This is a genomic window from Devosia sp. CAU 1758, assembly GCF_054482695.1.
Genome location: NZ_JBTLRJ010000002.1, coordinates 404,517 through 428,394 on the forward strand (window position 1 = coordinate 404,517; position 23,878 = coordinate 428,394).

General features: G+C 63.5%; 21 protein-coding genes. 13 read left to right on the forward strand and 8 right to left on the reverse strand.

What is annotated here, in order from left to right; genetic code table 11:
• Positions 1–244: 244 nt before the first annotated feature.
• The 3 genes from ACXYMS_RS08000 to ACXYMS_RS08010 all read right to left on the reverse strand — a co-directional run bounded on the left by ACXYMS_RS08000 (position 245) and on the right by ACXYMS_RS08010 (position 4,614).
• Positions 245–1,123, reverse strand: a complete 879-nt coding sequence (locus ACXYMS_RS08000; RefSeq protein WP_458905253.1) for a 4-(cytidine 5'-diphospho)-2-C-methyl-D-erythritol kinase — start codon at positions 1,121–1,123, stop codon at positions 245–247.
• A gap of 7 nt (positions 1,124–1,130) precedes the next feature.
• Positions 1,131–2,864 (reverse strand): tetratricopeptide repeat protein, encoded by a 1,734-nt coding sequence (locus tag ACXYMS_RS08005; RefSeq protein ID WP_458905255.1) that lies wholly within the window; start codon positions 2,862–2,864, stop codon positions 1,131–1,133.
• 97 nt (positions 2,865–2,961) lie between these two features.
• Positions 2,962–4,614: an electron transfer flavoprotein-ubiquinone oxidoreductase gene (locus ACXYMS_RS08010; RefSeq protein ID WP_458905257.1), complete on the reverse strand. Its 1,653-nt coding sequence runs from the start codon at positions 4,612–4,614 to the stop codon at positions 2,962–2,964.
• 69 nt (positions 4,615–4,683) lie between these two features.
• Here ACXYMS_RS08010 and ACXYMS_RS08015 point away from each other — a divergent pair, with 69 nt between their 5' ends.
• The 3 genes from ACXYMS_RS08015 (at position 4,684) to moaB (ending at position 7,432) form a co-directional block, all read left to right on the forward strand.
• Positions 4,684–5,499, forward strand: coding sequence for a uracil-DNA glycosylase (locus ACXYMS_RS08015; protein ID WP_458905259.1), 816 nt, complete (start codon positions 4,684–4,686; stop codon positions 5,497–5,499).
• Positions 5,500–5,595: 96 nt separating this feature from the next.
• Positions 5,596–6,918: an MFS transporter gene (locus ACXYMS_RS08020; RefSeq protein WP_458905261.1), complete on the forward strand. Its 1,323-nt coding sequence runs from the start codon at positions 5,596–5,598 to the stop codon at positions 6,916–6,918.
• Complete coding sequence (gene moaB, locus ACXYMS_RS08025) at positions 6,896–7,432, forward strand: molybdenum cofactor biosynthesis protein B (RefSeq protein WP_458905262.1); 537 nt, start codon at positions 6,896–6,898, stop codon at positions 7,430–7,432. Before ACXYMS_RS08020 ends, moaB begins: the two co-directional genes overlap by 23 nt.
• Before the next feature lie 76 nt (positions 7,433–7,508).
• Here the strand turns inward: moaB and ACXYMS_RS08030 are convergent, their stop codons facing one another.
• A complete protein-coding gene (locus ACXYMS_RS08030; RefSeq protein ID WP_458905264.1) occupies positions 7,509–8,267 on the reverse strand; it encodes an SDR family oxidoreductase in 759 nt (252 codons plus the stop codon).
• Complete coding sequence (locus tag ACXYMS_RS08035) at positions 8,264–8,773, reverse strand: redoxin family protein (RefSeq protein ID WP_458905266.1); 510 nt, start codon at positions 8,771–8,773, stop codon at positions 8,264–8,266. Before ACXYMS_RS08035 ends, ACXYMS_RS08030 begins: the two co-directional genes overlap by 4 nt.
• A 97-nt stretch (positions 8,774–8,870) precedes the next feature.
• Between ACXYMS_RS08035 and ACXYMS_RS08040 the strand changes: the two genes are divergently transcribed.
• The gene (locus ACXYMS_RS08040) at positions 8,871–9,773 is read left to right on the forward strand and encodes a LysR family transcriptional regulator (RefSeq protein WP_458905268.1); all 903 of its coding nucleotides are present in this window, start codon (positions 8,871–8,873) and stop codon (positions 9,771–9,773) included.
• 50 nt (positions 9,774–9,823) lie between these two features.
• On the opposite strand, the gene ACXYMS_RS08045 is transcribed toward ACXYMS_RS08040, so the two are convergent.
• Positions 9,824–11,311, reverse strand: a complete 1,488-nt coding sequence (locus ACXYMS_RS08045; RefSeq protein ID WP_458905269.1) for an MDR family MFS transporter — start codon at positions 11,309–11,311, stop codon at positions 9,824–9,826.
• A 370-nt stretch (positions 11,312–11,681) separates the two neighbouring features.
• On the opposite strand from ACXYMS_RS08045, the gene ACXYMS_RS08050 reads away from it, so the two are divergent.
• The gene (locus ACXYMS_RS08050) at positions 11,682–12,830 is read left to right on the forward strand and encodes a PA0069 family radical SAM protein (protein WP_458905271.1); all 1,149 of its coding nucleotides are present in this window, start codon (positions 11,682–11,684) and stop codon (positions 12,828–12,830) included.
• Here the strand turns inward: ACXYMS_RS08050 and ACXYMS_RS08055 are convergent.
• A complete protein-coding gene (locus tag ACXYMS_RS08055; protein ID WP_458905273.1) occupies positions 12,827–13,408 on the reverse strand; it encodes a hypothetical protein in 582 nt (193 codons plus the stop codon). The two genes, ACXYMS_RS08050 and ACXYMS_RS08055, sit on opposite strands and share 4 nt — an antisense overlap.
• 71 nt (positions 13,409–13,479) lie before the next feature.
• On the opposite strand from ACXYMS_RS08055, the gene ACXYMS_RS08060 reads away from it, so the two are divergent.
• The 5 genes from ACXYMS_RS08060 to ACXYMS_RS08080 all read left to right on the forward strand — a co-directional run bounded on the left by ACXYMS_RS08060 (position 13,480) and on the right by ACXYMS_RS08080 (position 17,650).
• Positions 13,480–13,845 carry a DUF4180 domain-containing protein gene (locus ACXYMS_RS08060; protein ID WP_458905274.1) on the forward strand — a complete coding sequence of 122 codons (366 nt, stop codon included), beginning with the start codon at positions 13,480–13,482 and terminating at the stop codon, positions 13,843–13,845.
• Between the two features lie 2 nt (positions 13,846–13,847).
• Entirely contained in the window at positions 13,848–14,540 is a 693-nt protein-coding gene (locus ACXYMS_RS08065; RefSeq protein WP_458905276.1) for a ribonuclease HII, read from the forward strand.
• 109 nt (positions 14,541–14,649) lie between these two features.
• Positions 14,650–15,759, forward strand: a complete 1,110-nt coding sequence (locus ACXYMS_RS08070; RefSeq protein ID WP_458905936.1) for a DNA methyltransferase — start codon at positions 14,650–14,652, stop codon at positions 15,757–15,759.
• A 193-nt stretch (positions 15,760–15,952) separates the two neighbouring features.
• On the forward strand, positions 15,953–17,125 hold the full coding sequence (locus ACXYMS_RS08075) for a GGDEF domain-containing protein (RefSeq protein ID WP_458905278.1): 1,173 nt from the start codon (positions 15,953–15,955) through the stop codon (positions 17,123–17,125).
• A 6-nt stretch (positions 17,126–17,131) separates the two neighbouring features.
• Entirely contained in the window at positions 17,132–17,650 is a 519-nt protein-coding gene (locus ACXYMS_RS08080) for a GNAT family N-acetyltransferase (RefSeq protein WP_458905280.1), read from the forward strand.
• Here the strand turns inward: ACXYMS_RS08080 and mutY are convergent.
• A complete protein-coding gene (gene mutY / locus ACXYMS_RS08085) occupies positions 17,616–18,668 on the reverse strand; it encodes an A/G-specific adenine glycosylase (RefSeq protein ID WP_458905282.1) in 1,053 nt (350 codons plus the stop codon). The genes ACXYMS_RS08080 and mutY overlap by 35 nt on opposite strands.
• 304 nt (positions 18,669–18,972) lie before the next feature.
• Here mutY and ACXYMS_RS08090 point away from each other — a divergent pair, with 304 nt between their 5' ends.
• The 3 genes from ACXYMS_RS08090 (at position 18,973) to smc (ending at position 23,830) form a co-directional block, all read left to right on the forward strand.
• A complete protein-coding gene (locus ACXYMS_RS08090; protein WP_458905283.1) occupies positions 18,973–19,488 on the forward strand; it encodes a DUF721 domain-containing protein in 516 nt (171 codons plus the stop codon).
• Positions 19,489–19,582: 94 nt separating this feature from the next.
• Positions 19,583–20,353: a thioredoxin domain-containing protein gene (locus tag ACXYMS_RS08095; RefSeq protein ID WP_458905285.1), complete on the forward strand. Its 771-nt coding sequence runs from the start codon at positions 19,583–19,585 to the stop codon at positions 20,351–20,353.
• A gap of 21 nt (positions 20,354–20,374) precedes the next feature.
• Positions 20,375–23,830, forward strand: a complete 3,456-nt coding sequence (smc, locus tag ACXYMS_RS08100) for a chromosome segregation protein SMC (RefSeq protein WP_458905287.1) — start codon at positions 20,375–20,377, stop codon at positions 23,828–23,830.
• Positions 23,831–23,878: the final 48 nt, after the last annotated feature.

Sequence of the window (23,878 nt, forward strand, 5' to 3'; positions counted from 1 at the left end):
CCACCGGGGGACGATGAGGATCCACCACCGGAACAAGCCGCGACAGCCATTGTCAGACCAAGGGCTGCGAACTTCAGTACTGTATGGAGAGGCACGTTATGGGGATCCGCAACAAGACGAACGCCGCCGACAAATGCCCGCGTGTTCACAAATAGATGCGCCCCGAGCACTTAATACCTGAATCGGCGAGCATTCAAAACCGATTACAGGATGGTTTTCGATCACGTTTTCGCAGGAGCGGGATCTAACCGGGACCAGAAACTGCGGCGGCGGCGACCCAATGTTCCGGATACAGGTGCCTGAGATGGTTAGCCGCCTCGTGCGCCTGGCCCTCCGAGCCAAAGAGACCGAACACGGTGGCGCCGGAGCCCGACATTCGGGCCAGGACGCATCCCGAGGTGACGGCCAGTTCATCCACCAGTGCGCCAATTTCGGGCACCAGCTTGACCGCCGGCGGTTCCAAATCGTTGCGGGTTTCGCTGAGCCAGAGGCCCAACTGGGCCGGGCGGGTCAGTGGGTCTGGCAGCGCCGGCAACGGGTAATTGTCATGGGTGCGCAGGCGGCGAAACACATCGGCGGTCGCCACGGGAACCATCGGATTGACCAGGGTGATGTAGAGCGCGGGAAATTCGGGCAGCGGCGCCAGGATTTCACCGACGCCGCGCGCTACCAATGGACGGGATAGCAGGCAGGCCGGCACATCGGCCCCAAGGCCCGCGGCAAGGTCGGTCAAATCGGGCACTGGTATTGGCTCGGGCGCCAGCGCCGCCATCATCCTCAGAGCCGCCGCGGCATCGGCAGAACCGCCGCCAATGCCAGCGGCGATCGGCAGGTTCTTGACCAGATGCAGGCTGAGGCCGGGGGGCGACAGCTCCGGCCAACGCGCACGGAAGGCGGCGACGGCGCGCAACACCAGATTGGTCGGCCCGGCACCCAATCCTGCGCCGAACGGTCCGGCAATCGTGAGGCTGTCCGCCTCGGCCACACTGGCTTCGAGATCGTCGAAGATATCGGCGAAAACGATCAGGCTTTCCAGGTCGTGATAGCCATCCTCGCGCCGGCGCGTGACATGCAGCGCCAGGTTGATCTTGGCCGGCGCGGTCTGGAACAGGGTCTTGCCCATGGCCGGATTATTCGGTCTCGGTTTCCGGCGTCAGCCCTTCGGCCAGCTTGGGTGTCACGCGCTCGGCGACATTGCCGACCTCATCCACCGAGCGAGCAATGTTCCACTGGAAACGCGCTTCCAGCCGGCGTCCGGCCTTCCAGTAGGCGTCGCCCAGATGGTCGTTGATCTCGGGGTCGTTGGGCAACAGCATCACCGCCCGTTCGAGCGTCTCAACGGCCTCTTCCATGCGGTCGAGCTTGTAGAAAGCCCAGCCGAGTGAATCGATGATGTAGCCATCCTGGGGCTGGGCCTCGACGGCCATCTCGATCATTTCGAGCGCCCGCTCCAGATGCATGTCCTGGTCGATCCAGCTATAGCCCAGATAGTTGAGCACCTGGGGCTGATCGGGATTAAGTTCGAGCGCCTTGAGGAAATCGGCCTCGGCCTTGGGCCATTCCTTTGCCCGCTCATAGGCGATGCCGCGTACGTAGTAGAAGCGCCAGTCGGCGGGGGATTCGCCGCCGGAAATTTCCAGCGCTTTGCCATAGGCTTCGGCCGCGCCCAGATAGTCCTCGTCATAGCGCAGCAGATCGCCCAATACCGAAACGGCATCGAGATCGTCAGGCCGGGTGGCGACGATGTTTTTCAGGCGCCGTATGGCCTCGGCGCGGTCGCCTGTGGCGTCGAGATTTTGCGCTACCCTGACCACGGCCATGGGCTTGAGCGGAGAAATGACGGGAATGGCATCGTAGATGGCATTGGCCGCGTCGTGCTGGCCGGCCTCGTCGAGCAACTGGCCCAGCGCCATGGAGATCAGGTCGGCGCCTGGATCGAGATAGATGCCGAGGCGCAGGAAGACCAGCGCCAGGTCGGCGCTGCCATCACGCGACAGTGCAACGCCAATGCCATGGAACATCTCGGCCGCGCCGACCTGCACATTGGTAGCGAAGACGCCCGGGCGACGACCGGATTCAACTGCCTCGCGCACGATGTTGATGATCGGGTGGGAGAGGCCCTCAGCCTCGAAGGCATCGAGCACATCGCGCGCCGCATCGAACTGACCATCATTGGCCAGCATGCGGGCATAGACCTCGGCCATGCGCGCCACATAGGGCTCGTTCTCGAAGGCGCGGGCAGCCAATTCGAGCGCCAGCTCGGAATCGCCGGCGGCTTCGGCCATCAATGCCCGATGAAAGATAAGGAACTCGTCCAGGCCATTGGCGCCGAGTTCCTGCATCAGTACCTGCGCTTCATCGCCGCGATTGTCGCCCACCAGCGCCCAAGCCCGCAGAATGCCGGCAGTGATACCGCTGAAACTGTCCTGCGAGATGGTGGCCAGCTGCCGAGCGGCCGCGCCATAGCGGCGCTCCTTGAGCGCTTCGGTCGCCACGATCAGTTCGGCAAGTTCGTTCTGGGCATCGAGTTCGAGCATGCGGCGGGCGGTCGAGGCGGCCTTGCCGATCTGCCCGTCAGTCGCCAGTGCCACGAAGGCTCGCTCAATCAGGATCGGATTGTCCCAGTCGGCCTGTGCCGCATCGGAAAAATAGCGGGCAGCCTCGTCGGTGCGTAGATCCTTGAGGGCCTGCTGCCCGGCCATATAGGCGCCGGTGACACTGGGCCGGAATAGTTCGAGCATATCCTGGGCCGCCTGCTGCACGGAGAGGCTGGCGCCGGTCTGGGCGGCAAGGGGTGTAGCCATCAGGGCAAGCAGGGCGGCCATGGTCAGGCGCCACGCCCGTCGATTGAAATGCAGGATCACGTGCTCAGTCTCTCCCTTTGCCGATGCCGGCAGCGCTTGGGCGCAAAGATTGTCCGTTTTGCGGCTGCGCCGCAAGGCCGGGCTGTTATGCGCGGGGTTACATTCCGCTGTAATTGGGACCGCTGCCGCCTTCGGGCGGGACCCAGGTGATATTGCCGGCCGGATCCTTGATGTCGCAGGTCTTGCAGTGAACGCAATTGGCGGCATGAATTCGGAACACCGGCTCGCCGCCCTCCTCGGCCAGTTCATAGACACCTGCAGGGCAATAAAGCGGCGCCGGCTCGCCATAGCGCGGCAGGTTTTCGCGGATCGGTACCGTTGGGTCGGCCAGCTTCAGATGCACCGGCTGGTCTTCGTCATGGGCCAGATTGGCCAGGAAAACCGACGAGGACCGGTCAAAGGTCAATTTGCCGTCAGAGCGGGCATATTGGCGCGGCGTTACCTCCGCAAGGGGGCGAAGCCTGGTGTTGTCAGGCGTTTTCCAGGTCTGGGTGCCAAAGGGCGAAAACCGCAGCACGGTCTGGCACCACATGTCGAAGCCACCAAGGAAAGCGCCGAACAGCGTGCCAAACCGGTTCCAGAGCGGCTTGAGGTTACGGACGCCCCGCAACTCCTTCTCGATGCCGGTGGAGAGAATGTGGTGTCCCAAATCCTCTATCAAGTCGTGCTGACGGCCGGCGGCGATGGCTTCGCCCATCGCATCGGCGGCGCCGATGCCCGAAAGAATCGCATTGTGAATGGCCTTGAGGCGCGGCGCGTTCATGAAGCCTGCCGCGCAGCCAATCAGGCCACCGCCGGCAAAGGCAAGGTCGGGAACTGCCTGCAAGCCGCCGGCAGTCAGTGCGCGGGCGCCATAGCTGAGGCGCGTCGCCCCTTCGAGCAGGGGCGCGATGGACTTATGGGTCTTAAAGCGCTGGAATTCGTCGAAGGGTGAGAGCGTGGGGTCGGCATAGTCGAGATGGACGACGAGGCCGAGATAGAGTTTGCGGTCTTCTGCATGATAGGCAAAGCCGCCACCGCCGGTAGCATTGTCGAGCGGGAAGCCGAGATAGTGGTCGACCTTGCCGGGCCGGTGGCGGTCGGCGGGGATCTCCCAGACTTCCTTGATGCCAAGGCCGAACTTTTGCGGGCTGGCGTTTCGGGCCAGGTCGAAATCGCCAATGACCTGTTTGGCCAGCGACCCGCGAGCGCCTTCGGCGATCAGCGTGTACCTGGCTTCGAGCGCAATGCCCTGAGCGTGGCCGGGTTTCGGATTGCCCTCGGCGTCAAGGCCGAGATCGCCGGTAATGATCCCGCGCACCGGGCCATTGCCGTCGCGCAGCACGTCGATCGCAGCGGTCATGGGAAAGATATCGACGCCCAGTGCGGCCGCCTGCTCGCCCAGCCAGCGCACCAGATCGCCCAGGCTGACAATGACCCCGTCCTTGGTGCGCATCTGGGGCGGCACCAGCAGGTGGGGGAAGGCGAAGTCTGCGTTGCTGGTGAGGAAATGATAGGTGTCGCTTGTGACGTCAGGGCCGATCGGAGCGCCCTCGAGCCGCCAGTCGGGGGTGAGGGCATCGAGGCCAACCGGGTCCATGACGGCGCCCGAAAGGATGTGCCCGCCGATCTCGGCCGCCTTTTCCACCACCGTCACGGCGATGTCGGGATGGCGCTGTTTGAGCCGGATCGCTGCAGCCAGGCCTGAGGGGCCGGCGCCGACGATCAGCACATCGGTGGCGAGCGTTTCACGATTGCCGGCTTCTGCCATGGTGGATAGATCCTCTGGGGCTCTGCGGGCGACTGGTCGCCTTGGACGGGGTGTGACATAACGGGGCCGATGTCTCAAGATCGACCGCTCAACAATGCCGAACTGGTCTCGGTGCTCGACTGGTATCGAGCCGCCGGGGTGGATATTGCCGTGATTGACGAGCCGGTCGACCGCTTTGCGCAGAGGCCCCCGGCCCCCGTGGCGATGCCACACCGTGCGGCTGCCCCCGCAAGCCAGCCGGTGGCGCCGGTGCCGCAGCAGGCCGGCCCCATTGGGGGCGACCCGAGTGCAGCGCGCCAGCTTGCTGCCTCTGCCCAGTCGCTGGAACAATTGCGAGAAATTCTGGACAATTATGATGGCTGCGGACTGAAATTCCGCGCCACCCAACTGGTATTTGCCGATGGCAATCCGAAAGCAAAAATCATGCTGATCGGGGAGGCTCCCGGGGCCGAGGAGGACCGGCAGGGCAAGCCGTTTGTCGGTCACTCGGGGCAATTGCTCGACCGCATGCTGGGCGCCATTGGGCTCGATCGTACGCAGGTCTATATCGTCAATACCGTACCTTGGCGGCCGCCTGGCAATCGCGCGCCGACGCCCGAGGAACTGGAATTGTGCCTGCCCTTTTTCAAACGGCAGGTGGAACTGGTGGCGCCCAAGCTGGTGATGACGCTAGGCGGGCCGGCCATGCAGACGGTTTTCCAGACCAGCAATGGCATCATCAAGATGCGCGGCAAATGGCAGGATGTTGCCATCGGCAGCCATCAGATGCCGGCCCTGCCGACGCTGCATCCGGCCTATCTGCTGCGCAATCCGGCTGCCAAACAGCAGGCGTGGCGCGACATGCTGAGTTTCCGCGAGAGGGTGGAAGACCTGGGACTGCACTGATCCGATTTCGGGGCTGTCCAGCGCAACTTGACGCGCTATGGTCGCGTTCGAGTGATTTGCACCGTTCCGAGTAATATCAAAGGCTTCCGCCGCGTCATGGCTTCCGTCATCAAGATTTATGCCCTGTTTGTGGGATCGGCCCTGTTGATGTTCGGGGGTGGCTTGCAGGGGTTGCTGCTCTCTGTGCGCGGTGCGGAGGAGGGCTTCTCGCTGCTTGCGCTAGGCCTGATCGGCACAGGATGGTCGGTGGGGTTCGTCGCCGGCTCGCTGACTGTGCCGCTGGTGGTGCGCAATGTAGGCCATATCAGGGCCTTTTCAGTGATGGCCGCGATCGGCACCATCACCATCCTACTCAACCTTTTGTGGATCAACGACTTCAGCTGGATCGTGCTGCGCGCACTCTCCGGCTTCTGCTTTGCCGGCGCGGCGATGATCGTGGAAAGCTGGCTCAACGAAGTCTCGGACAATCGGAGCCGCGGTACCATCTTCTCGATCTATGTGACCATCAACATGGCGGCCTCGACCCTGGGGCAGATTGCCATGTCGGTCACCGGCACGGCGGGCTATCTGCCCTTTGTCATCGGCGCCATCAGCTTCATCTGCGCCGTGTTGCCCACGGCCCTCACCTCCAGCCCGCAGCCCAAGCCGCTACAATCGGCGCGGGTGGATATCGGGCTGCTCTACCGCACCTCGCCAGTCGCGGCGATTGCTGCTTTTTCGGTCGGCATGGCGAACGGCGCGTTCGGTACTTTGGCGCCGGTTTATGGCTATGAACAGGGGCTCGATGCCAGCGGCATCGCCCTGCTGTTTGCCGTCGCCGCCATTCTGGGTGCGGTGGCGCAGGTTCCGTTTGGACGCCTTTCGGATCGCATTGACCGGCGACTGGTGCTGATCGGGCTCTCCGGTTTTGCGGCGCTAGTCGGCGCGCTGACGGTGTTGATCAATCCCAGCGCCGGCTGGGGCATGTATGTGCTGTTTGCCGCCTATGGCTTTGCCGCCAACCCTATCTATGCGGTGGCGGTCGCCCATGCCAACGACTTCGCGCGTGACGGTGATTTCGCCAAGATCGCCGGAGGCATGCTGCTGATCCTAGGCGTCGGGCTTGCTATCGGACCGGCCGTTGCCTCGCTGATCATGGGAGCCTGGAGCCCGGTCGGGCTGTTCGTTGTCACCGCCACCTTCCATGGTGCCCTGGCCGGCACGGCTTATCTGCGCATGCGCGTGCGCAAGAGCCCGGATGGGTCCAAGGCGCCGTTCCAGCCGGTCGGCGACAAGCAGGTGACGCCAGAGAGCTTTGTTCTCGACCCGCGCGCTGATAGTGATGCCGACGAGATTCCGGTGCAGCGCGAAGCGGCTGTGCCGGATGAATTGATCGAGACAGTGGGCGGTGATAGCGATGTTCAAGACGGCAAGATTTGAGGACCGGGCATTCAGGCCGCTTTCCATCGCCGTCATTGCCGTATCCGATACGCGAACGCTGGAAACCGACACGGGCGGAGCGCTGCTCAAGTCCCTGCTGGAAGCCGACGGACATCACTGCTTTGAACGGCAGGTGGTGCGTGACGAAATCCAGCTCGTGCGCGCCGCCGTGCAGGCCTATGTCGCCAACCCCAAGGTCGATGTGATCCTGACCACCGGCGGGACCGGATTTTCCGGGCGCGACATCACCCCGGAAGCGGTCGAGCCGCTGTTCGACAAGCGCATGGAAGGCTTTTCGGTGCTGTTCCACCAATATTCCGCAAGTACGGTAGGCACCAGCTCCATGCAATCGCGCGCCACGGCGGGGCTGATCGGCACGACCTTCGTCTTCTGCCTGCCCGGCTCGCGCGGCGCCTGCCGCGACGCCTGGGAGGGCATTCTCACCCACCAGCTCGATTACCGGCACAAGCCGTGCAATTTCGTCGAACTGATGCCGCGGCTGGACGAGCGGTGAAGTCACGGCCCCGACTAACGCCAAACTGAGCTGGCGGCATTCAACCCGCCAGCTCGGGGCGCTAGCTGCGCGACACTCAGCTATGCGGCAAGCCGGCCAGTTTGCGCCCCTCTTCGGTCTTGAGTGAAAAGTCCGTACCCAGGAAACGGTCTGCTTCCGGCGTCGACAGCCACGCGATCGACTGGGCCACCCAAAGTGGCGCGATGTGGACGTTGGGGTCCAGGCGACTGACGGGGTTGAGGCCCGAGCGTCGAATGGCCCCCTGCATACCCGTGGCCACGGTGCCGGGACTGATTCCCAGTGCACGAATGCCCTTGGCACGCAGCTCCAGATCGAGGCACGCAGTCAGGGCGCGCAAGCCCGCCTTGCTGGCACAGTAGTGGCTCCAACCCTCCAGCGGGGCAATGGCTGCGCCGGAGCTGACATTGATGATGGTGCCGCCGCCTGCCTTCAGCATCGCAGGCAGAACCGCATGCGTAACGGCAAATGCGCCCACCAGATTGGTTTGCACAACGCCTGCCCAGGCAGCAGGATCACTGTCTTCGACCCTTGCTATGGGCTCGATAGTCCCCGCATTGTTGATGAGGATGTCTATCCCACCCAATTCGGCGATAACCGCACCAATGGCAGCCGGAACGGCCGACAAGTCAGCGAGATCGCAGAGCGCCTCGATCACCTCGGCATGGCCTGACATTGCGGCAGGCCGCCTGTTCACCATGGCAAGTCGCGCGCCGTTCCGAGCGAACAGATCTACGATTGCCGCCCCAATGCCACGAGTGGCACCGGTGATCACAACACGTTTTCCTGACAGCACTGAGCGCATATCGAAGCTCATCGTGCGCCACCCCGGGGATGGATGGCATTGTCCCGGTCGTAGGTAAGGCCAGCCAACAAGGCTTCAAGATCGGGCCGGGCGTAGGGTGCATTGCTGATCTGGACCAGGTGCAGGCGACCTTGTGCATCCACGGCAAAGGCCGCCGGTTCGGCAAAGGGGCCGGCAGCACCTGTGTCGCCAGCCGGGCTCATGCGGACCCCAAGCCCCCGCATCTGGTCAACGGACAGGCCCACGGCGACCGGTCCATTATAGCCCGTTTCGGTCAGCAGCGGCTGTGTCCGCTCCGCGCTGTCTGCTGATGTCAGCACTAGGTTAAAACCGGCCTCGGCAAAGCGCGGGCGAAGGGCTTCAGCCGCGGTGAGGTATGCTCTGCACATGGGGCAATGGGCGCCGCGATAGATGACGAGAAGGTGCCAGTGACCAGCGCCGAAGGTGACGTCCTCCCCGGTCAGCAGGCTCAGGGACATCGGCGGAAAGGCAGCGCCAGGCTCGATAGAAGGCATCATCTTGTGTGCTCCAGGTGTTTACAAGCGCTCTGGTATCGCATGCAAAAATATGGAAAAATGGACGCAATGCCCCCTCACTCATTCCAAAATTGCATCAATGAAGCTCAGTCTGCTCGAATTGCTTGTGAGTGCTGCAGATGCGGGGAGCTTTGCCGCTGCCGCCGACAGGCATCAAACTGACCCCTCGACCGTCTCGCGCCAGATTGCCGCGCTCGAAAGGCAGCTGGGCGGACGGTTGTTCGAGCGCAACACGCGGCATCTGTCGCTGACTGAAACCGGTGCCAATGTGCTGGTGCATGCGCGTCATATCCTGACCGAAATGGAGGCGCTTCGGGACTGCGTTGGTGAAGCGGCTAACAAGGTGCGGGGTAAAGTTCGGCTCTCGGCGTCGGTGGCCTATGGCGAAAGGCGGGTTGTGCCCCTATTGGGGCGACTGCAGGAAAGGCATCCCGAGCTCAAGCTTGAGCTGGTTCTCACCGAGACCCAGCAGGACCTGGTATCGGAAGGGATCGACCTAGCCCTCAGGCATGCTTCGCATGTGTCGGGTGATGTTGTGGCGGCCCGCTTGCATGGCACGGGCTATATCCTCTGTTGCTCGCCCGCATTCGCCGCGCGACACGGCACGCCGGAGACCCTTGGTGACCTCGGGCGGTTCGCTTGCCTTGCCTATGCCCTTCCGGGCATGGGCGAGCGGTGGTTCCGGCTTGGCGAGGCGAGGCCGGCCAACCCGGTCATTGTCGACCCCGCAATGTCGATAAGCTCACCCCTGGCGCTGCGGCGCGCCTGCCTCGACGGGGCCGGCATTGCCCTATTGGCCGACTGGCTGGTGGAAGACGATATCCGGATGAACCAGCTCGTTGCGCTGCTTCCCAACGAGAGGCTTTCGCCTTCGGTTGGGGAAAACGCCGCGTGGCTGGTCTATCCATCGCGGCCTTATCAGCCCCGGCGTGTCCGCGTGGTCATAGACTTTCTGAAGCAGGTGCTGGGTGCGGGCTCATAAGGAAAAGGCGCCGGATTGCTCCGGCGCCTTATTGGTTGAATTCTGGCAGATCAGTGCCCGCCGGCGTGTCCCGGCATGCCGCCTTCGGGCTTGCGGATGAAGAATGCCGCAAGGATGGCGAAAAGCGAGATGATCGCGCCGACGAGGAAGGCGAGGCGGATACCGCCGGCCAGGGCCTCGACCGGGTCAATGCCTTCGGCGGAAAGGGCGGCCGTGCGGATGGTCATGAGCGCGATGAAGAGCGCAATGCCAGCCGCGCCGGCCAGCTGCTGCACCGAGCCGAGGACGGCGGAGGCATGGGAGTAGAGCTCCATGCGCACCGAGCCCATGGACGAGGTGAAGACCGGCGTGAAGATCAGCGCCAGACCGACGCTGAGTACCATGTGACCCGCCAGCAGCGCCCAGGGCGAGGTATCCTGACCGACCGTGGTCAGTGCCCAGAGGACGACCGAGACCAGGATCGTTCCCGGCACGGCCAAAACGGTGGGACCGACCCGGTCAAACAGCCGCCCGACGAAAGGTCCCATCAGACCCATGATCAGGCCACCCGGCAAAAGCAGAAGGCCGGTCTGCAGCGTGTCGAGGCCGACGACGTTCTGGGTATAGATGGGCAACAGGATAATCGTACCGAACAGGGCCATCATGGCGATCAACATTAGGCTGACCGACACGGTGTAATTGCGAGACTGGAAGACGCGCAGATCAAGCAAGGCGCGGTCGTCGCGCTGCAGCACCAGCTGGCGCCAGATGAAGGTGGCCATGGCCACAACGCCAACGGCGATTGGCACCCAGAGCGGGATCATCGGGGGCTCGCCGACATGAGCGAAACTCTCGCCAAGGCCGGAGAGACCATAGACAAGACCACCAAAAGCCAGCGCAGAGAGCACGACCGAAAGATAGTCAAGCGGTGCATAGCGCGGGGTAGAGACATTGCGGATGCGCAGCGCACCTAGAACCAGCGCCCCCACGGCGATGGGCAAGGTGAAGTAGAACATGAACCGCCAGTCGAAATTGGCCAGGATGAAGCCGCCAATGGTCGGGCCGATGGCCGGCGCCACCGACATGACGATGGAGATATTGCCCATGGTCTTGCCGCGCGCCTCCGGGGGCACCAGCGTCATCACCGTGGTCATCAGCAGCGGCATCATGATGGCAGTGCCCACTGCCTGCACCACACGGCCGGCAATGAGCAGTTCGATGCCGGGCGCCAGGGCGCAGATCAGGGTGCCGATGGTGAAGATCGAAATGGCCAGAAGAAAGATCGGCCGTGTGTTGAGCCGCTGCAGCAGGAAGCCGGTGATCGGGATCACCACTGCCATGGTGAGCAGGAAGGCTGTGGTCAGCCACTGCGCGAGGCTGGCGGCGACGCCCAGATCCGCCATCAGATGGGGAATGGCCACGCTCATGATGGTTTCGTTGAGAAACACCACAAAGGTGGAGACCAGGAGGATGGCTATGACCAGCCTGTTACGTGCGGCGTTGTCGGGATGGTGCGGCGCAATATCGGGCGCGGCATCCATGGTGGCTTCCATTGTCATGTTCATGTCCCTCGAGAGAATCGTGTTGCCCATGCGACGGGGAGGACCGTCAGCTTTCGACACGGTGTTCCGAAATTTCTGCGACAGGCATTGTCAGCAGCGAATGGTCTGGTGCTCCGGCGCGGATCGTAGGGTCAGACGCGTCGGACACGAAAATTTGCGCGGGGCCGAATGAGCCTTGTTGGGCGCCGTTGTCTACGCCCGTCGGGGCCGCGCGTAAAGTCTTGCAATGCATGGGCACCATGCCGATATATATTGCGGCAGCGGTCGATATCGCTGTTGTGTTCTTGTTCTGTTCTCATCTACCTGATAGCATTGTCATGCGTTGGAGGAAGCCGATTCCCTCCCCGCGCAGCCAGGAGACAGGACCATGGCCCTTTATCAGGCCCCCTCTTTTGAAGCCCTCGAACGCCTGAGCCGCAGCCGCGATGCTGATCTGGCGCGGCGCGAACTGGTACAGCCCGACCGCATTCGCGGGCGAGGCGCCCAGACCAATCGCACCGGACGATTCGAGACGCACCAGCGCGACAGCTTCGACGATGGCTGGGGCAATGTCGAACCGATGCCGGTGTTCGAGACCGTCGAACATATCGAGCGCGCTAAATCCATCATCACCACCAATGACAGCCCGGACATTGGCTTCGAGCGGTCGATCAATGCCTATCGGGGCTGCGAGCATGGCTGCTCCTATTGCTATGCGCGACCCAGCCACGCCTATCTGGGGCATTCGGCGGGGGTGGATTTCGAGCGCGACATTTATGTGAAAGCCAATGCGGTGGAGGCCCTGCGGACGGAGCTGGCCGCGAAGAATTATCGCGCCAGGCCCATCGCCATGGGAACCAATACCGACCCCTACCAGCCGTCCGAACGGACCCATAAGCTGACGCGCGGCATTCTCGAGGTTATGCAGGAGACAAGGCACCCGGTGATGATCACCACCAAGTCAGCACTGATCGTGCGCGACCTCGACATCCTCACCGAACTGGCAAAGCTGGGGCTGGTGAAGGTGGCGCTCTCGGTCACCTCGATGGACCACAAGCTGAGCCGCAAGATGGAGCCGCGCGCCTCCTCTCCGGCAAGGCGGCTGGAGGCCATCAAGCTGTTGAGTGAAGCGGGCATCCCGACGGCCATCTTTGCCTCGCCGATGATCCCGGCGATCAACGACATGGAACTCGAACGTATTCTCGATGCCGGCAAGGCACAGGGGGCGATCAGCGCCTCGATGATCCTGCTGCGCCTGCCCGGCGAGGTGCGCGACGTGTTCCGTGAGTGGCTCTTGCGGCATTTCCCCGACCGGGTGCGCCATGTGCTCTCGCTGGTGCGCGATACAAGGGGCGGGCGCGACAATGATCCGCGCTTCGGCACCCGCATGACCGGCGAAGGGCCCTACGCGACCCTGTTGCGCCAGCGTTTCGAGAAGGCGCGCGAGCGCTATGGTCTCGAGGCCAAGCTGCCGCCGTTGCGCGCCGACCTCTTCGTGCCGCCCAAGGTGGACAGCCCGCAGATGAGCCTGTTCTAGTAGTCCTTCACCTTGCGGGCATAGGTGGCCATGAAATCGAGCGAGGCCAGCACGCCACGCAATGATAGCCAGGTTTCGACAGGGTCCTCCTGCCCGATCAGCGGCACCGAGAGGGTCACTGCGTTGCGGTCTTTCATCGTGTCGATAAGAGCGGCAAGCCGCTCGGGATCGGAGATGAAGAACTGGTTGATGGTGTTGTGCCGGGTTTCAATGTCCGTGCCCAAGGCCAGCTCTATCGGGTCCTCGCCGCCGAAACGGAGGGATATGGGCCGCGAGGGATCGTACCCGCCCTCATCGGGCGACACCGTTATGGCAAGGTCGATCTCGCCGTCGAGACGGTCGCGGATGAGTGTCAGCTTGTAGGCTGGCAGGCCCGCGCCATTGAGCTCCTGGCTACCGGTGCTGGCAAAGCAGGAATAGCCGTAATAGTCGGCGGAATCCTCGACGATGGCATCGGGGCAGGCCGCGAGCCAATCGCGATTATACTCGCGCCATTCGCCGAAAGGATGGTGGAAGGGTTCGGCCACTACCGGGCCGGCCAGCACCAGAAATGCCAAAAGGCCTGCTGCTTTGCGCATAAACGTCTCTCTCGCCTTTGCCCCCCGGCCAGACTCTTGTATCAGCAAGTGGCAACCGGGAACATATCGTCATGGCCGTGGAGACCATCAACAGGATCAATGTGTTTTTCGTCGCTTCCGAGGGTGCCGCCCTCAGCAGCGAACAGGACGCGCTTGACCTTCTGGGCGAAACCTATGGCACCGAAACCGACATGATCGTGGTTCCGGCAAGCCGGTTCGCGCCGGAATTCTTCGACCTGAGCACGCGCATGGCCGGGCATTTCTTCCAGAAATTGCAGAACTACAAAATGCGCCTGGTGATCCTGGGCAATGTTTCGCAGCCATTGGCGGCGAGCAAGGCGCTGCGCGATTTCGTCGGCGAGACCAATCGCATCGGGCATCATCTGTTTGCCGCAGATCGCACGGCGCTTGACGCCGCGCTGAGCCAGAAGGGCTGACAATGGCACGCAGAACCAAGGCGGCCGAAGTGGAGAGCGCATTGTTTGCGCCGGAAGCCGGATTCCCCGATTTCAGCCATGAGGAGATGCTGCTGGCGCAGGGGGCACGCTGCGTCGTGGGAGTCGACGAGGCCGGGCGCGGTCCGCTGGCCGGACCGGTGGTGGTTGCCGCCGTGCGGCTCGATCCGGACAACATTCCCCAAGGCCTTAATGACAGCAAGAAGCTGACGGCCGAGCGGCGCGAGGCGCTGTTCGAAGAGATCATGGCCTCGGCCGAGGTTGCCGTGGTCTCGGCACCGCCCGACGCCATTGTCCTGCTCAATATTCGCGGGGCGACGCTGGCCGCCATGGCCCGGGCCGTGCGGGCCCTGCCCTGCCCGGCCGACCGGGTATTGGTGGACGGGCGCGACGTGCCGCCCGGCCTGCCCTGCCCCGGCATTGCGCTGATCGGTGGGGACGGGCGCAGCGTCTCGGTCGCTGCGGCCTCGATCGTGGCCAAGGTGGTGCGGGACCGCATGTGCGAAATCATGGATTGCGATGCGCCTCATTTCGGTTTTTCCGGGCACAAGGGCTATGGCACGGCGGCCCATCTGGCGGCGCTGAACCTGCATGGTCCCTGCCGCCATCACCGCAATGAGTTTGCCCCGGTCGCCGCGCTTCTGGTGCAGAAAACCACTATCAAAATGGTGGGTTAACCCCTCGCTAACCCCTTGCGAACGCTCCATTAACCCCTAGCCGATATAACGGGATTGTTAGTACTGCGTTAGGGTTAAGTGCATGTTGCGTACCGCGCGTACGGCCCGTATGGCCGATGCGGAAAGGGAGGGCACACGCCTTCCGATCGATACTATCCTTGTGGGCGATTGCATCGACCACATGAATAGTTTGCCGGCCGGCTCCATCGATCTCATTTTCGCAGATCCCCCTTATAATCTGCAACTTGAACAGGGTCTCACCCGTCCCGACCAGTCCAAGGTCGATGCGGTGGATGATGACTGGGACAAGTTCGACAGTTTTGCCCATTACGATGCCTTTACCCGCGGCTGGCTCAAGGCCGCACGGCGGCTGCTGAAGCCGGACGGCGCTATATGGGTCATCGGCTCCTATCACAATATCTTCCGGGTCGGCACGGCGCTGCAGGACCTCGATTTCTGGATGCTCAACGACGTGGTCTGGCGCAAGGCCAACCCGATGCCGAATTTTCGCGGCACGCGCTTTACCAATGCGCATGAAACGCTGATCTGGGCCGCCAAGAGCCAGAAGAGCCGCGTGACCTTCAATTATGAGGCCATGAAGCTGGCCAATGACGATACGCAGATGCGGAGCGACTGGCTGTTCCCGATCTGCACCGGCTCGGAGCGACTCAAGGACGAGGACGACGGCAAGCTGCATCCGACACAGAAGCCCGAAGCCCTGTTGTTCCGTATTCTCAATGCCACGACCAAGCCGGGCGACATCGTGCTCGACCCGTTTTTCGGCACCGGCACGACTGGCGCCGTGGCGCGAAAACTCGGCCGGCATTTCATCGGCATCGAACGCGAGGCCAGTTATATCGCCGGCGCTCGCGAGCGCATCGCCTCGATCCGTCCCGGTGTGTTCGAAGCCCTGCAATCGGTGACACCCAAGCGCAAGGAAGCCCGGATTCCCTTCGGTTCGCTGGTCGAACAGGGGATGCTTGAAATTGGCACGCAACTTTTCGACTTAACGAGACGTTACTCTGCCATGGTTCGTGCAGACGGCTCCCTCGTCTCAGGTCCCCACCAAGGTTCGATCCATCGGGTCGGCGCATTGGTCCAAGGCTCTGAGTCATGCAACGGGTGGACTTTCTGGCACCACGAACAGCATGGACGTATCGAACCGATTGACTCCCTTCGGGCCGATATCCGTCAAAAACTTGATTTGCTTTCTGCCTGACCCTGACCTCCAATCCTCCCTCAGGCTCTAATCACTGGCCGCCGGTTCGTCCGGCGGCCTTTTTCTTTGTCTCAGTGTGCCAATGTTCCCTTAATCATGATCCAACGTGATCATGGGTTCAAACCATTCTAAGCCCGGTATTAACCTCATCTGGTCCAGATCTGAGCGCTATCGAAGCGTAAGGAACCACGAGATGACGATTTTGGTGGGGCTCAACATTGTGATAGCCGCCATCCTGGCCATCACGTCCGCGCTTAGCCTGGGGGCCAGTATCGGCATGCGCGGTAATCGGCCCATGGCGCTTTTCGGTCTGGCGCTGCTTCTGGGCAGCGCACAAACGGTCATCATGTCCTATACCGAGGGCGCCACCGAACTCATCGCAGCTGCCGTGCTTGCACCGGCTGCCTATTATATCGTCGGCGCAGCCATCTGTCTGATGGCGCCCCGATCGCGGCCCAATTTTCGGGTGGCGATGATTGCCGCCGTTCTCTCGATAGTTGCAACCCTGCTGGCTATCACCGGTATCGTCTATTTCCTGCAGCTCCTCCTTGTGCAACTGGCCTGCGGGATCACCGTCACTTATGCCGCGATTGAGATGACGCGTCGGTGGCGCGGCAGTCTGCTGGACAGTAGCATCGTCGCGGGATTGTGGTTGGTGACGGCCTGCTCGCTGGTGCGCATTCCGCTACTCTTCCTGCATTACGGTCTCGACGTCACCTCCGAGATATTCCGCAACTCGATGCTGGAAACGGTCCTCCTGAGCATTTCCGGCCTTTCAGCGCCGCTGCTGATCTTCCTGCTCATCGCCCGCAATATTGGTGACACGCTGGCCGCGTATCAGCAACAATCGGAGCGGGACCCGCTGACCGGGCTGCTCAACCGGCGCGGCGTGGATGCGCTCGCCGCCACCCCGGCCAGGAATGGAGGCGCGGTAATCTTCTGCGACATCGACCACTTCAAGATGGTCAATGATCGCTTCGGGCACCAGGCAGGCGACGAGGTGATCCGCAGCTGCGCACGCATCCTCTTGGGCGCGGGGTACCCGGCGGGGCGGATGGGGGGCGAGGAATTCTCGGTGATCCTTGAGGGCCTCCAGCAGCAGGAGGCAATCGATCTTGCCGAGATGTTCCGTGCGCGCATGTTCAACGCCCGGCATGCGGAACTGGACGAGGATGCGCGGGTGAGCGCCAGCTTCGGGGTGGCGTGCTTTGCGCCCGGCTCCACACCACAATCGGCTTTTGCGGTGGCCGACCAAGCCCTATATAAGGCCAAGCGAGACGGGCGGAACAGGGTCGTCTCTGAGCCCGCGCCAGCCGCCCCCGCCCTGTCCGAGCCAACGGTGCTGGTTCCCCGACACGTCGCCTGAGGGCTTATGCCGATAACCATTCGACCGATCACCCTGGCAGATGCCGAGATCTTCCACGACGTGCTCGACAGCGTCGCCAGGGAACGCCGTTTCCTCAGACTGACCAGCGCTCCACCGCTGGAGCGCTCGCGCAGCTTCATTTCCAGTAATCTGACCAATGGCAATCCGCAGTTCGTGGCGCTCGATGATGGCATCCTGGTGGGCTGGTGCGACATCTGCCGGAGCGAGGAGACCGGATCGGAACATTGCGGCTCGCTGGGCATGGGGCTGCTGGCCAGCCATCGCGGCCTGGGGATTGGCACAAATCTGCTTGCTGCCACGCTCAATGCAGCGCGCACCGGCTTTCATCGGGTCGAACTGGATGTTTATGCGTCCAACACATCCGCCATCACGCTTTATGAAAAGGTCGGATTTGCCCATGAGGGCCGGCGCCGTAACGCCCTGCTGCGCGATGGACTATACGAAGACATCGTCATGATGGGGATGCTGCTCAATCCAGTCCCGCCTCGGCCAGCACTTTCCTGAACAATGTCGGCAGCGCTTCCCCCTTGAGGGCGCCGCGGTCTGCCCACCAGCCGCCATCCAGCCCATCCGGCGGAACCACGGCCGACCAGACGTCCAGTTCCAGGCGGAAATGGGTGAAGACATGCACGACCTGGCCACGATGGCGCCAGTCGGCTGCAAGGGGATAGGCAGGCGTTGGGAGTTCGGCGCTCCAATCGGAGGTTGGCACCTCGGTCATGCCCGCCAGAAGCCCCTTGGCGGGGCGGCTCTGGAGATAGACGTCGCCGTCTTCATCCAGCATGACATAGGCGTGACCCCTGCGCACCGGGCGCTCTGCCTTGAGCGGCTTGACGGGATAGCGCGTCGGTTCACCCTCCGCCCTCCCCTCGCAGCCATCCTGAAGCGGGCAGACCAGGCACATGGCGGCACGCGGGGCGCAGATGGTGGCGCCCAGATCCATCATCGCCTGGGCAAAGTCGCCGGCACGCTCGGGGACCGCCAATTGCAGCGCGGTGCGCAAGTGCGCCTTGGCGTCGCGCACCGGCACATCGAGCGCGTAATAGCGGGCCAGCACCCGGTCGAGATTGCCGTCGAGCACGGCGATGCGCTCATCAAAGCAGATGGCAGCAATGGCTGCACTGGTATAGGCGCCAATGCCGGGCAGGGACTGCAATCGGTCAGAGGTGTCGGGAAAGACGCCGGCATGCTGCTGCACCACGGCCACAGCGCAGGCATGGAGGTTCCTCGCTCGCGCGTAATAGCCGAGCCCCGCCCATTCGCGCAGGACCGTATCGAGCGGGGCGGCGGCGAGGGCGTGCACATTGGGCCAGAGGCTGGTGAAGCGGGTGAAATATGCCTTTACCGCCGCCACCGTGGTCTGTTGCAGCATCACCTCGCTCAGCCAGACGCGATAGGGATCGGGGCGAATGCCCTGCCTACGATCTGCCGGCGACACCCGCCAGGGGAGATCGCGCGCATGGCGATCGTACCAGGCGAGCACGGCGGGCGCGTCTATGGGGTGGGGATTGGCGAGGGGCATGGGTGAGGGATAGCGTTTTCCGAGCGGGGGCGAAAGGCCCGGACGCCTGCGTTCATCGTCTCCCTCCCCCTTGTGGGGAGGGATCAAGGGTGGGGGTTCCGACCCTCCACAAATAAGGAGCATGTGGACAGCCCGACACCCCCACCCTGCTCGATTCAACGGACTTAGCGTGGCGCTAAGTCCTATCTCGCTTCCCTCCCCACAAGGGGGGAGGGTGGGCAGGAGCCGAAGCCTCGGTGGTCAGAGGTAACACGTACCTGGCTCCAAGCTTGCCACAGGGGAGCCGCAGCGCTACTCCAGCACAATGTCCAAGGACGAGCTGCCCGAATTCAAACGCCGCAACAGGACGCTGTCGGTCGCCGATGCGCTTTCGGGCGCGCTGGACCCGGTGCTGAAGAAGCGCGGCTTTGCCGGGCGGGATATCATCAATCACTGGCGTTCCATTGCCCCGCCGCCCTTTGAAGCCACCACCCTGCCCGACAAGCTGAGCTGGCCGCGCGGCGAGCGCAGCGCGGAAGGCGCCACACTCTATCTGCGCTGTGCACCGGGACAGGCGCTGTTCGCCCAGCATGAGGCGCCGACCATCGCCGCGGCGGTCAATCGCTATTTCGGCTATGTGCTTGTCAAAGATGTCCGATTGTCGGCAGAGCCATTCACCCCCGGTTCAGGCCGGAAGCCGCATAAACCCCATCAACCGAGCCAGAGCGATATTGCAAAGGTCGGCAAGGCGACCGAAATGGTCGAAGACAATGATCTGCGGGAAGCGTTGCAGGCCCTCGGGCTGGCGCTCTCAAGCAGGTCCGGGAAAAAGGGACTGTAGAGCCGTTCACCCCCAAGTGATGGCGATGCCCACTTGCCGACACCATCGCCATGTGTAGTGTCGCCTCGCAAGAAAAAATTCAGGAGCCGCAGACGTGAAGTTCAACCGCCGCGAGACAATCATCCTGGCCGCAGCCGCTTCGGCTGTCAGCCTCTCGGGCCTTTCGAGCGCGCAGGCTGCCGAAGGCGACATGATCGATACTGCCAGGTTGATGGAGCCGGCCGGCGGTCTCACCGACAAGGTCGAGGGCAATGCCGACGCCCCCGTGACCGTGGTCGAATATGCCTCGCCCACCTGCCCGCATTGCGCCTCCTTCCACAATACGGTCTATGAGCCGTTCAAGGCGGCCTATATCGACACCGGCAAGGTCAAGTTCATCGTCCGCCCCTTCGCGCGCAATGCGCTGGACGCAGCCATTTTCCTGCTCGCCGAAGCGTCGGGCGAGGAGAACTACCACAACGTGGTTGCCACCTATTTCAAGACGCAGAACGAGTGGGGAACCTCGGACAAGCCGCGCGACGCGCTGTTTGCGGTAGCCCAGCAGCTCGGTTTTACCGAGGAAAGCTTTTCTGCCGCCTTGACGAATCAGGAGGTGTTCACCGCGATTGAAGCCCAGCGCGAACAGGCCCTGGATGAATTCGGGCTGACGGGGACTCCGACATTCTATGTCAACGGCAAGACACTTTCCGGCGGCAAGACACTCGAGCAGCTCGCTGCCGAAATCGACCCGCTTGTGCCTGCCGATTTCGCCGCACCTGCCACCAGCACCGAAGCGCCCGCAACCGATCCGATGGTTCCGGCGACCGATGCAGTGGCCCCGGCCAACGAGATGGCTCCGACCAACGAAGTGGCTCCTGCCAACTGATTTTGCCAGGCGGGTGAACGCATGAAGTTCTCCCGCCTCAAGCTGCACGGCTTCAAGTCGTTTTCCGATGAGACCGTGCTCGTCATGGAGCCCGGCCTTACTGGTATTGTCGGGCCCAATGGCTGCGGCAAGTCCAATCTCGTCGAGGCGATGCGCTGGGTCATGGGGGAAAGCTCCTACAAGGCCATGCGCGCCTCGGGCATGGACGATGTCATCTTTTCCGGCTCCGGCAGCCGGCCGGCCCGCAACAGCGCCGAAGTGACGCTTGTCCTCGACAATTCGCACCGAACTGCGCCGGCGGCGCTCAACACGGCCGATGTGCTGGAAGTCACGCGCCGTATCGAGCGCGAGGCCGGGTCGGTCTATCGCGTCAATGGCAAGGAAGTGCGGGCCCGCGACGTGCAATTGCTGTTTGCCGACGCCTCGACCGGTGCCCATTCGCCCGCCATGGTGCGGCAGGGGCAAATCGGCGAGCTGATTTCGGCCAAGCCCACGGCGCGCCGGGCGTTGCTCGAAGAGGCTGCCGGCATTTCGGGGTTGCATTCGCGCCGTCACGAGGCCGAACTGCGCCTGCGGGCTGCGGAGGGCAATCTCGAACGCGTGGACGATGTCATTGCCCAGGTCGAGAGCCAGCTTGAGACCCTCAAGCGCCAGGCCCGGCTGGCCACCCGCTATCGCGGGCTTTCGGGCGATATCCGCCGCACCGAAGCGACGCTGTTCCATATCCGCTGGGTTGCGACCCGCGTGGCGGAGAAGGAAACCGAGGCGGCGCAGGCAGTGCTCATTCGCCAGCTTGCCGACGCCATCCATGCCGAACTGGCAGCGCAGAAGGCCGTCGAAAATACCGAGGCGGCGCTGACGCCGCTGCGTGAACGCGAGGCGGTGACCGGCGCGGTCTTGCAGCGCTATACGATCCTGGCAGAGCAATTGGCCGATGAAGCCCGGCGCATCAGCCAGCGCCGAGCGGAGCTGGAAGACCGGTTACGCCAGATTGCCGCCGATGGCATGCGCGAACGCGAACTGGTGAGCGAGGCCCAGGCGACCCTCCAGGCCTATCAGGATGAACAGAAGCAGCTGACCGCCGAGCAGGAAGCCGCGCAGAGCGAATTCGATACTGCGCGCGTCACGGCGGACGCCGCCCGCAGCGCCGTCGCGGAAGCCGATGAACTGGCCCGGCAGGCCGCCGAGGCGCTGGCCCAATTGCGCGCGCGCCGCAATCAGGCCGAGCGCAACCTGGCCGATGCCCGGACCCGGCAAGCGCGACTCGCCCAGCAATTGACCGAGGTCGAGGCTGACCAGGCCAAGGTGATCGCCGCGCTCGATGCTGACGAGACCATCACCGCAAGGCGCAGCGCGCTGGATGCCGCCCAGGCTGCCGCCGGTTCTGCCGAAGCGGCGGCGCTTGCGGCAGAGGAAGAGGCCAGTTCGGCCCAGCTGAAACTCGACGCCGCCCGACCCCGACTTGCCGAACTCGACGCGCTGGTGACGCGGCTGGACGCGGAAGCGGCGACCCTTGGCAAGATGCTCAATACCGGCGCGGGCCTGTGGCCGGCGGTGGTCGACGAACTCTCGGTCGAGCCGGGATATGAAACCGCACTGGGCGCGGCGCTGGGCGATGATCTCGAAGCTTCGTCCGATGCAGGTGCCCCCCTGCACTGGTCGATAGCCATCGACAGCCATGACGATCCGGCGTTGCCGCAGGGCGCCGAACCGCTCAGCCGGCATGTCACGGGCACCGAATTGCTCAGGCGCAGGCTGAATCAGATCGGCCTGGTCGATGCGGTGGATGGGCCAGCGCTCATGAAGGCGCTCAAGCCAGGCCAGCGGCTGGTGACGATAGAGGGTGCACTCTGGCGCTGGGATGGTTTTGTTGCCGCGGCTGACGCTCCGAGCGCGGCGGCGCAGAGGCTGGCGCAGCGCAACCGGCTGGCCGAACTCGATGAAGAAATTCTCCGCGCCAAGGGCGAGCGCAATGGCTGGAGGCGCGATGTCGAAGCGCTGACCGCGACCCTCGATGCTGCGCGGCAGGCCGAACGCGGCCGCCGCGAAGACTGGCGCCGCGCCCAGCATGCCATCGGCGCGGCGCAATCCGAACTGGACAAGGCACAGCGCGCCATGGGCGACCTGGCCACCCGCCGCTCGACCCTGGAGGAAGCGCAGACGCGGCTCGCCGCCAGCCTGGCCGAGGCCGAGGCCATGCGCGCCGAGGCCGAAAGGGCCATAAGTGAAACCGGCGATGAGACCGAAGTGGCCGCACAGGCCGCGAAAGCGCAGCAGCGCTTGAGCGATTTGCGCGACCGGGCCGACCAGGCGCGCCTGAAGCTGGGCAATGTGGAAGCGGCGGCGCGCATGCGCAGTGCGCGCCTCGACCAACTCGGCCGCGACAGTGCGGCATGGCAGCGTCGGCGCGACGGGGCAGAGGGGCAATTGGCCACGCTGGACCAACGGACCGCAGAGGTTGAGGCCCAGCTTGCCAGTCTCGCGGAAGCGCCGGACGGCTTCGCCAGCCGCAAGGCGCAGCTTGACGACCAGATCGATATCGCCAAAGCCGACCACCAGACCTCCGGGGATCGGCTCAACGCCGCCCAGACGGCGTGGCGCGAGGCGGACCGCGCCCACAAGGGCGCCGGCGAGACGCTCAATGCCGTCCGCATCGAGCTAACCCGCATCGAGGAGCGGCTCAAGGGCAGCATCGCCCAGCGCCAGCAGATCGAGCGGCAGATCGAGGAATCGCTGGGCATTCCGGCCAGCAAGACGCTTGAAGCCTCCGGCATCCGTGCCGAAGAAGCTTTGCCGCCCGAACAGGCCACCGAGCACAAGCTCGACCGGCTGAAGGCCGAGCGCGAACGGCTGGGCGGAGTCAATCTTTCGGCCGAGAAGGAAGCCGGGGAGGTCCAGGAAAAGTTGGACACCATGGTCCGCGACCGCAATGACATCATCGACGCCATCGCCAAGCTGCGCGGCGGCATTGCCTCGCTCAACCGCGAAGGGCGCGCCCGACTCAACGAGGCCTTCTTCAAGGTCAATGCTTATTTCCAGGAGCTGTTCACGACGCTGTTCGGCGGCGGTACAGCGGAACTGAGTTTTGTCGAAAGCGACGACCCGCTCGAAGCTGGGCTTGAAATCATTGCCCGGCCGCCAGGCAAGAAGCCGCAGACCATGACGCTGCTCTCGGGCGGCGAGCAGGCCCTGACGGCGATGAGCCTGATCTTTGCGGTGTTCCTGACCAATCCGGCGCCGATCTGCGTGCTGGACGAGGTCGATGCCCCGCTCGACGACGCCAATGTCGAGCGCTTCTGCAACCTGCTCGACAATATGCGCGAGCGGACCAATACCCGCTTCATGGTCATCACCCACAATCCGATCACCATGAGCCGGGTCGACCGCCTGTTCGGCGTCACCATGGCCGAACGCGGGGTGTCGCAACTGGTGTCGGTGGATCTGACGACGGCGGAAAGTTTTAGGGAGGCGGTGTAGTTTGGGCATTGCCCCGCTCTTGGCAAGTCTGCTCGAAATGGCTCCATC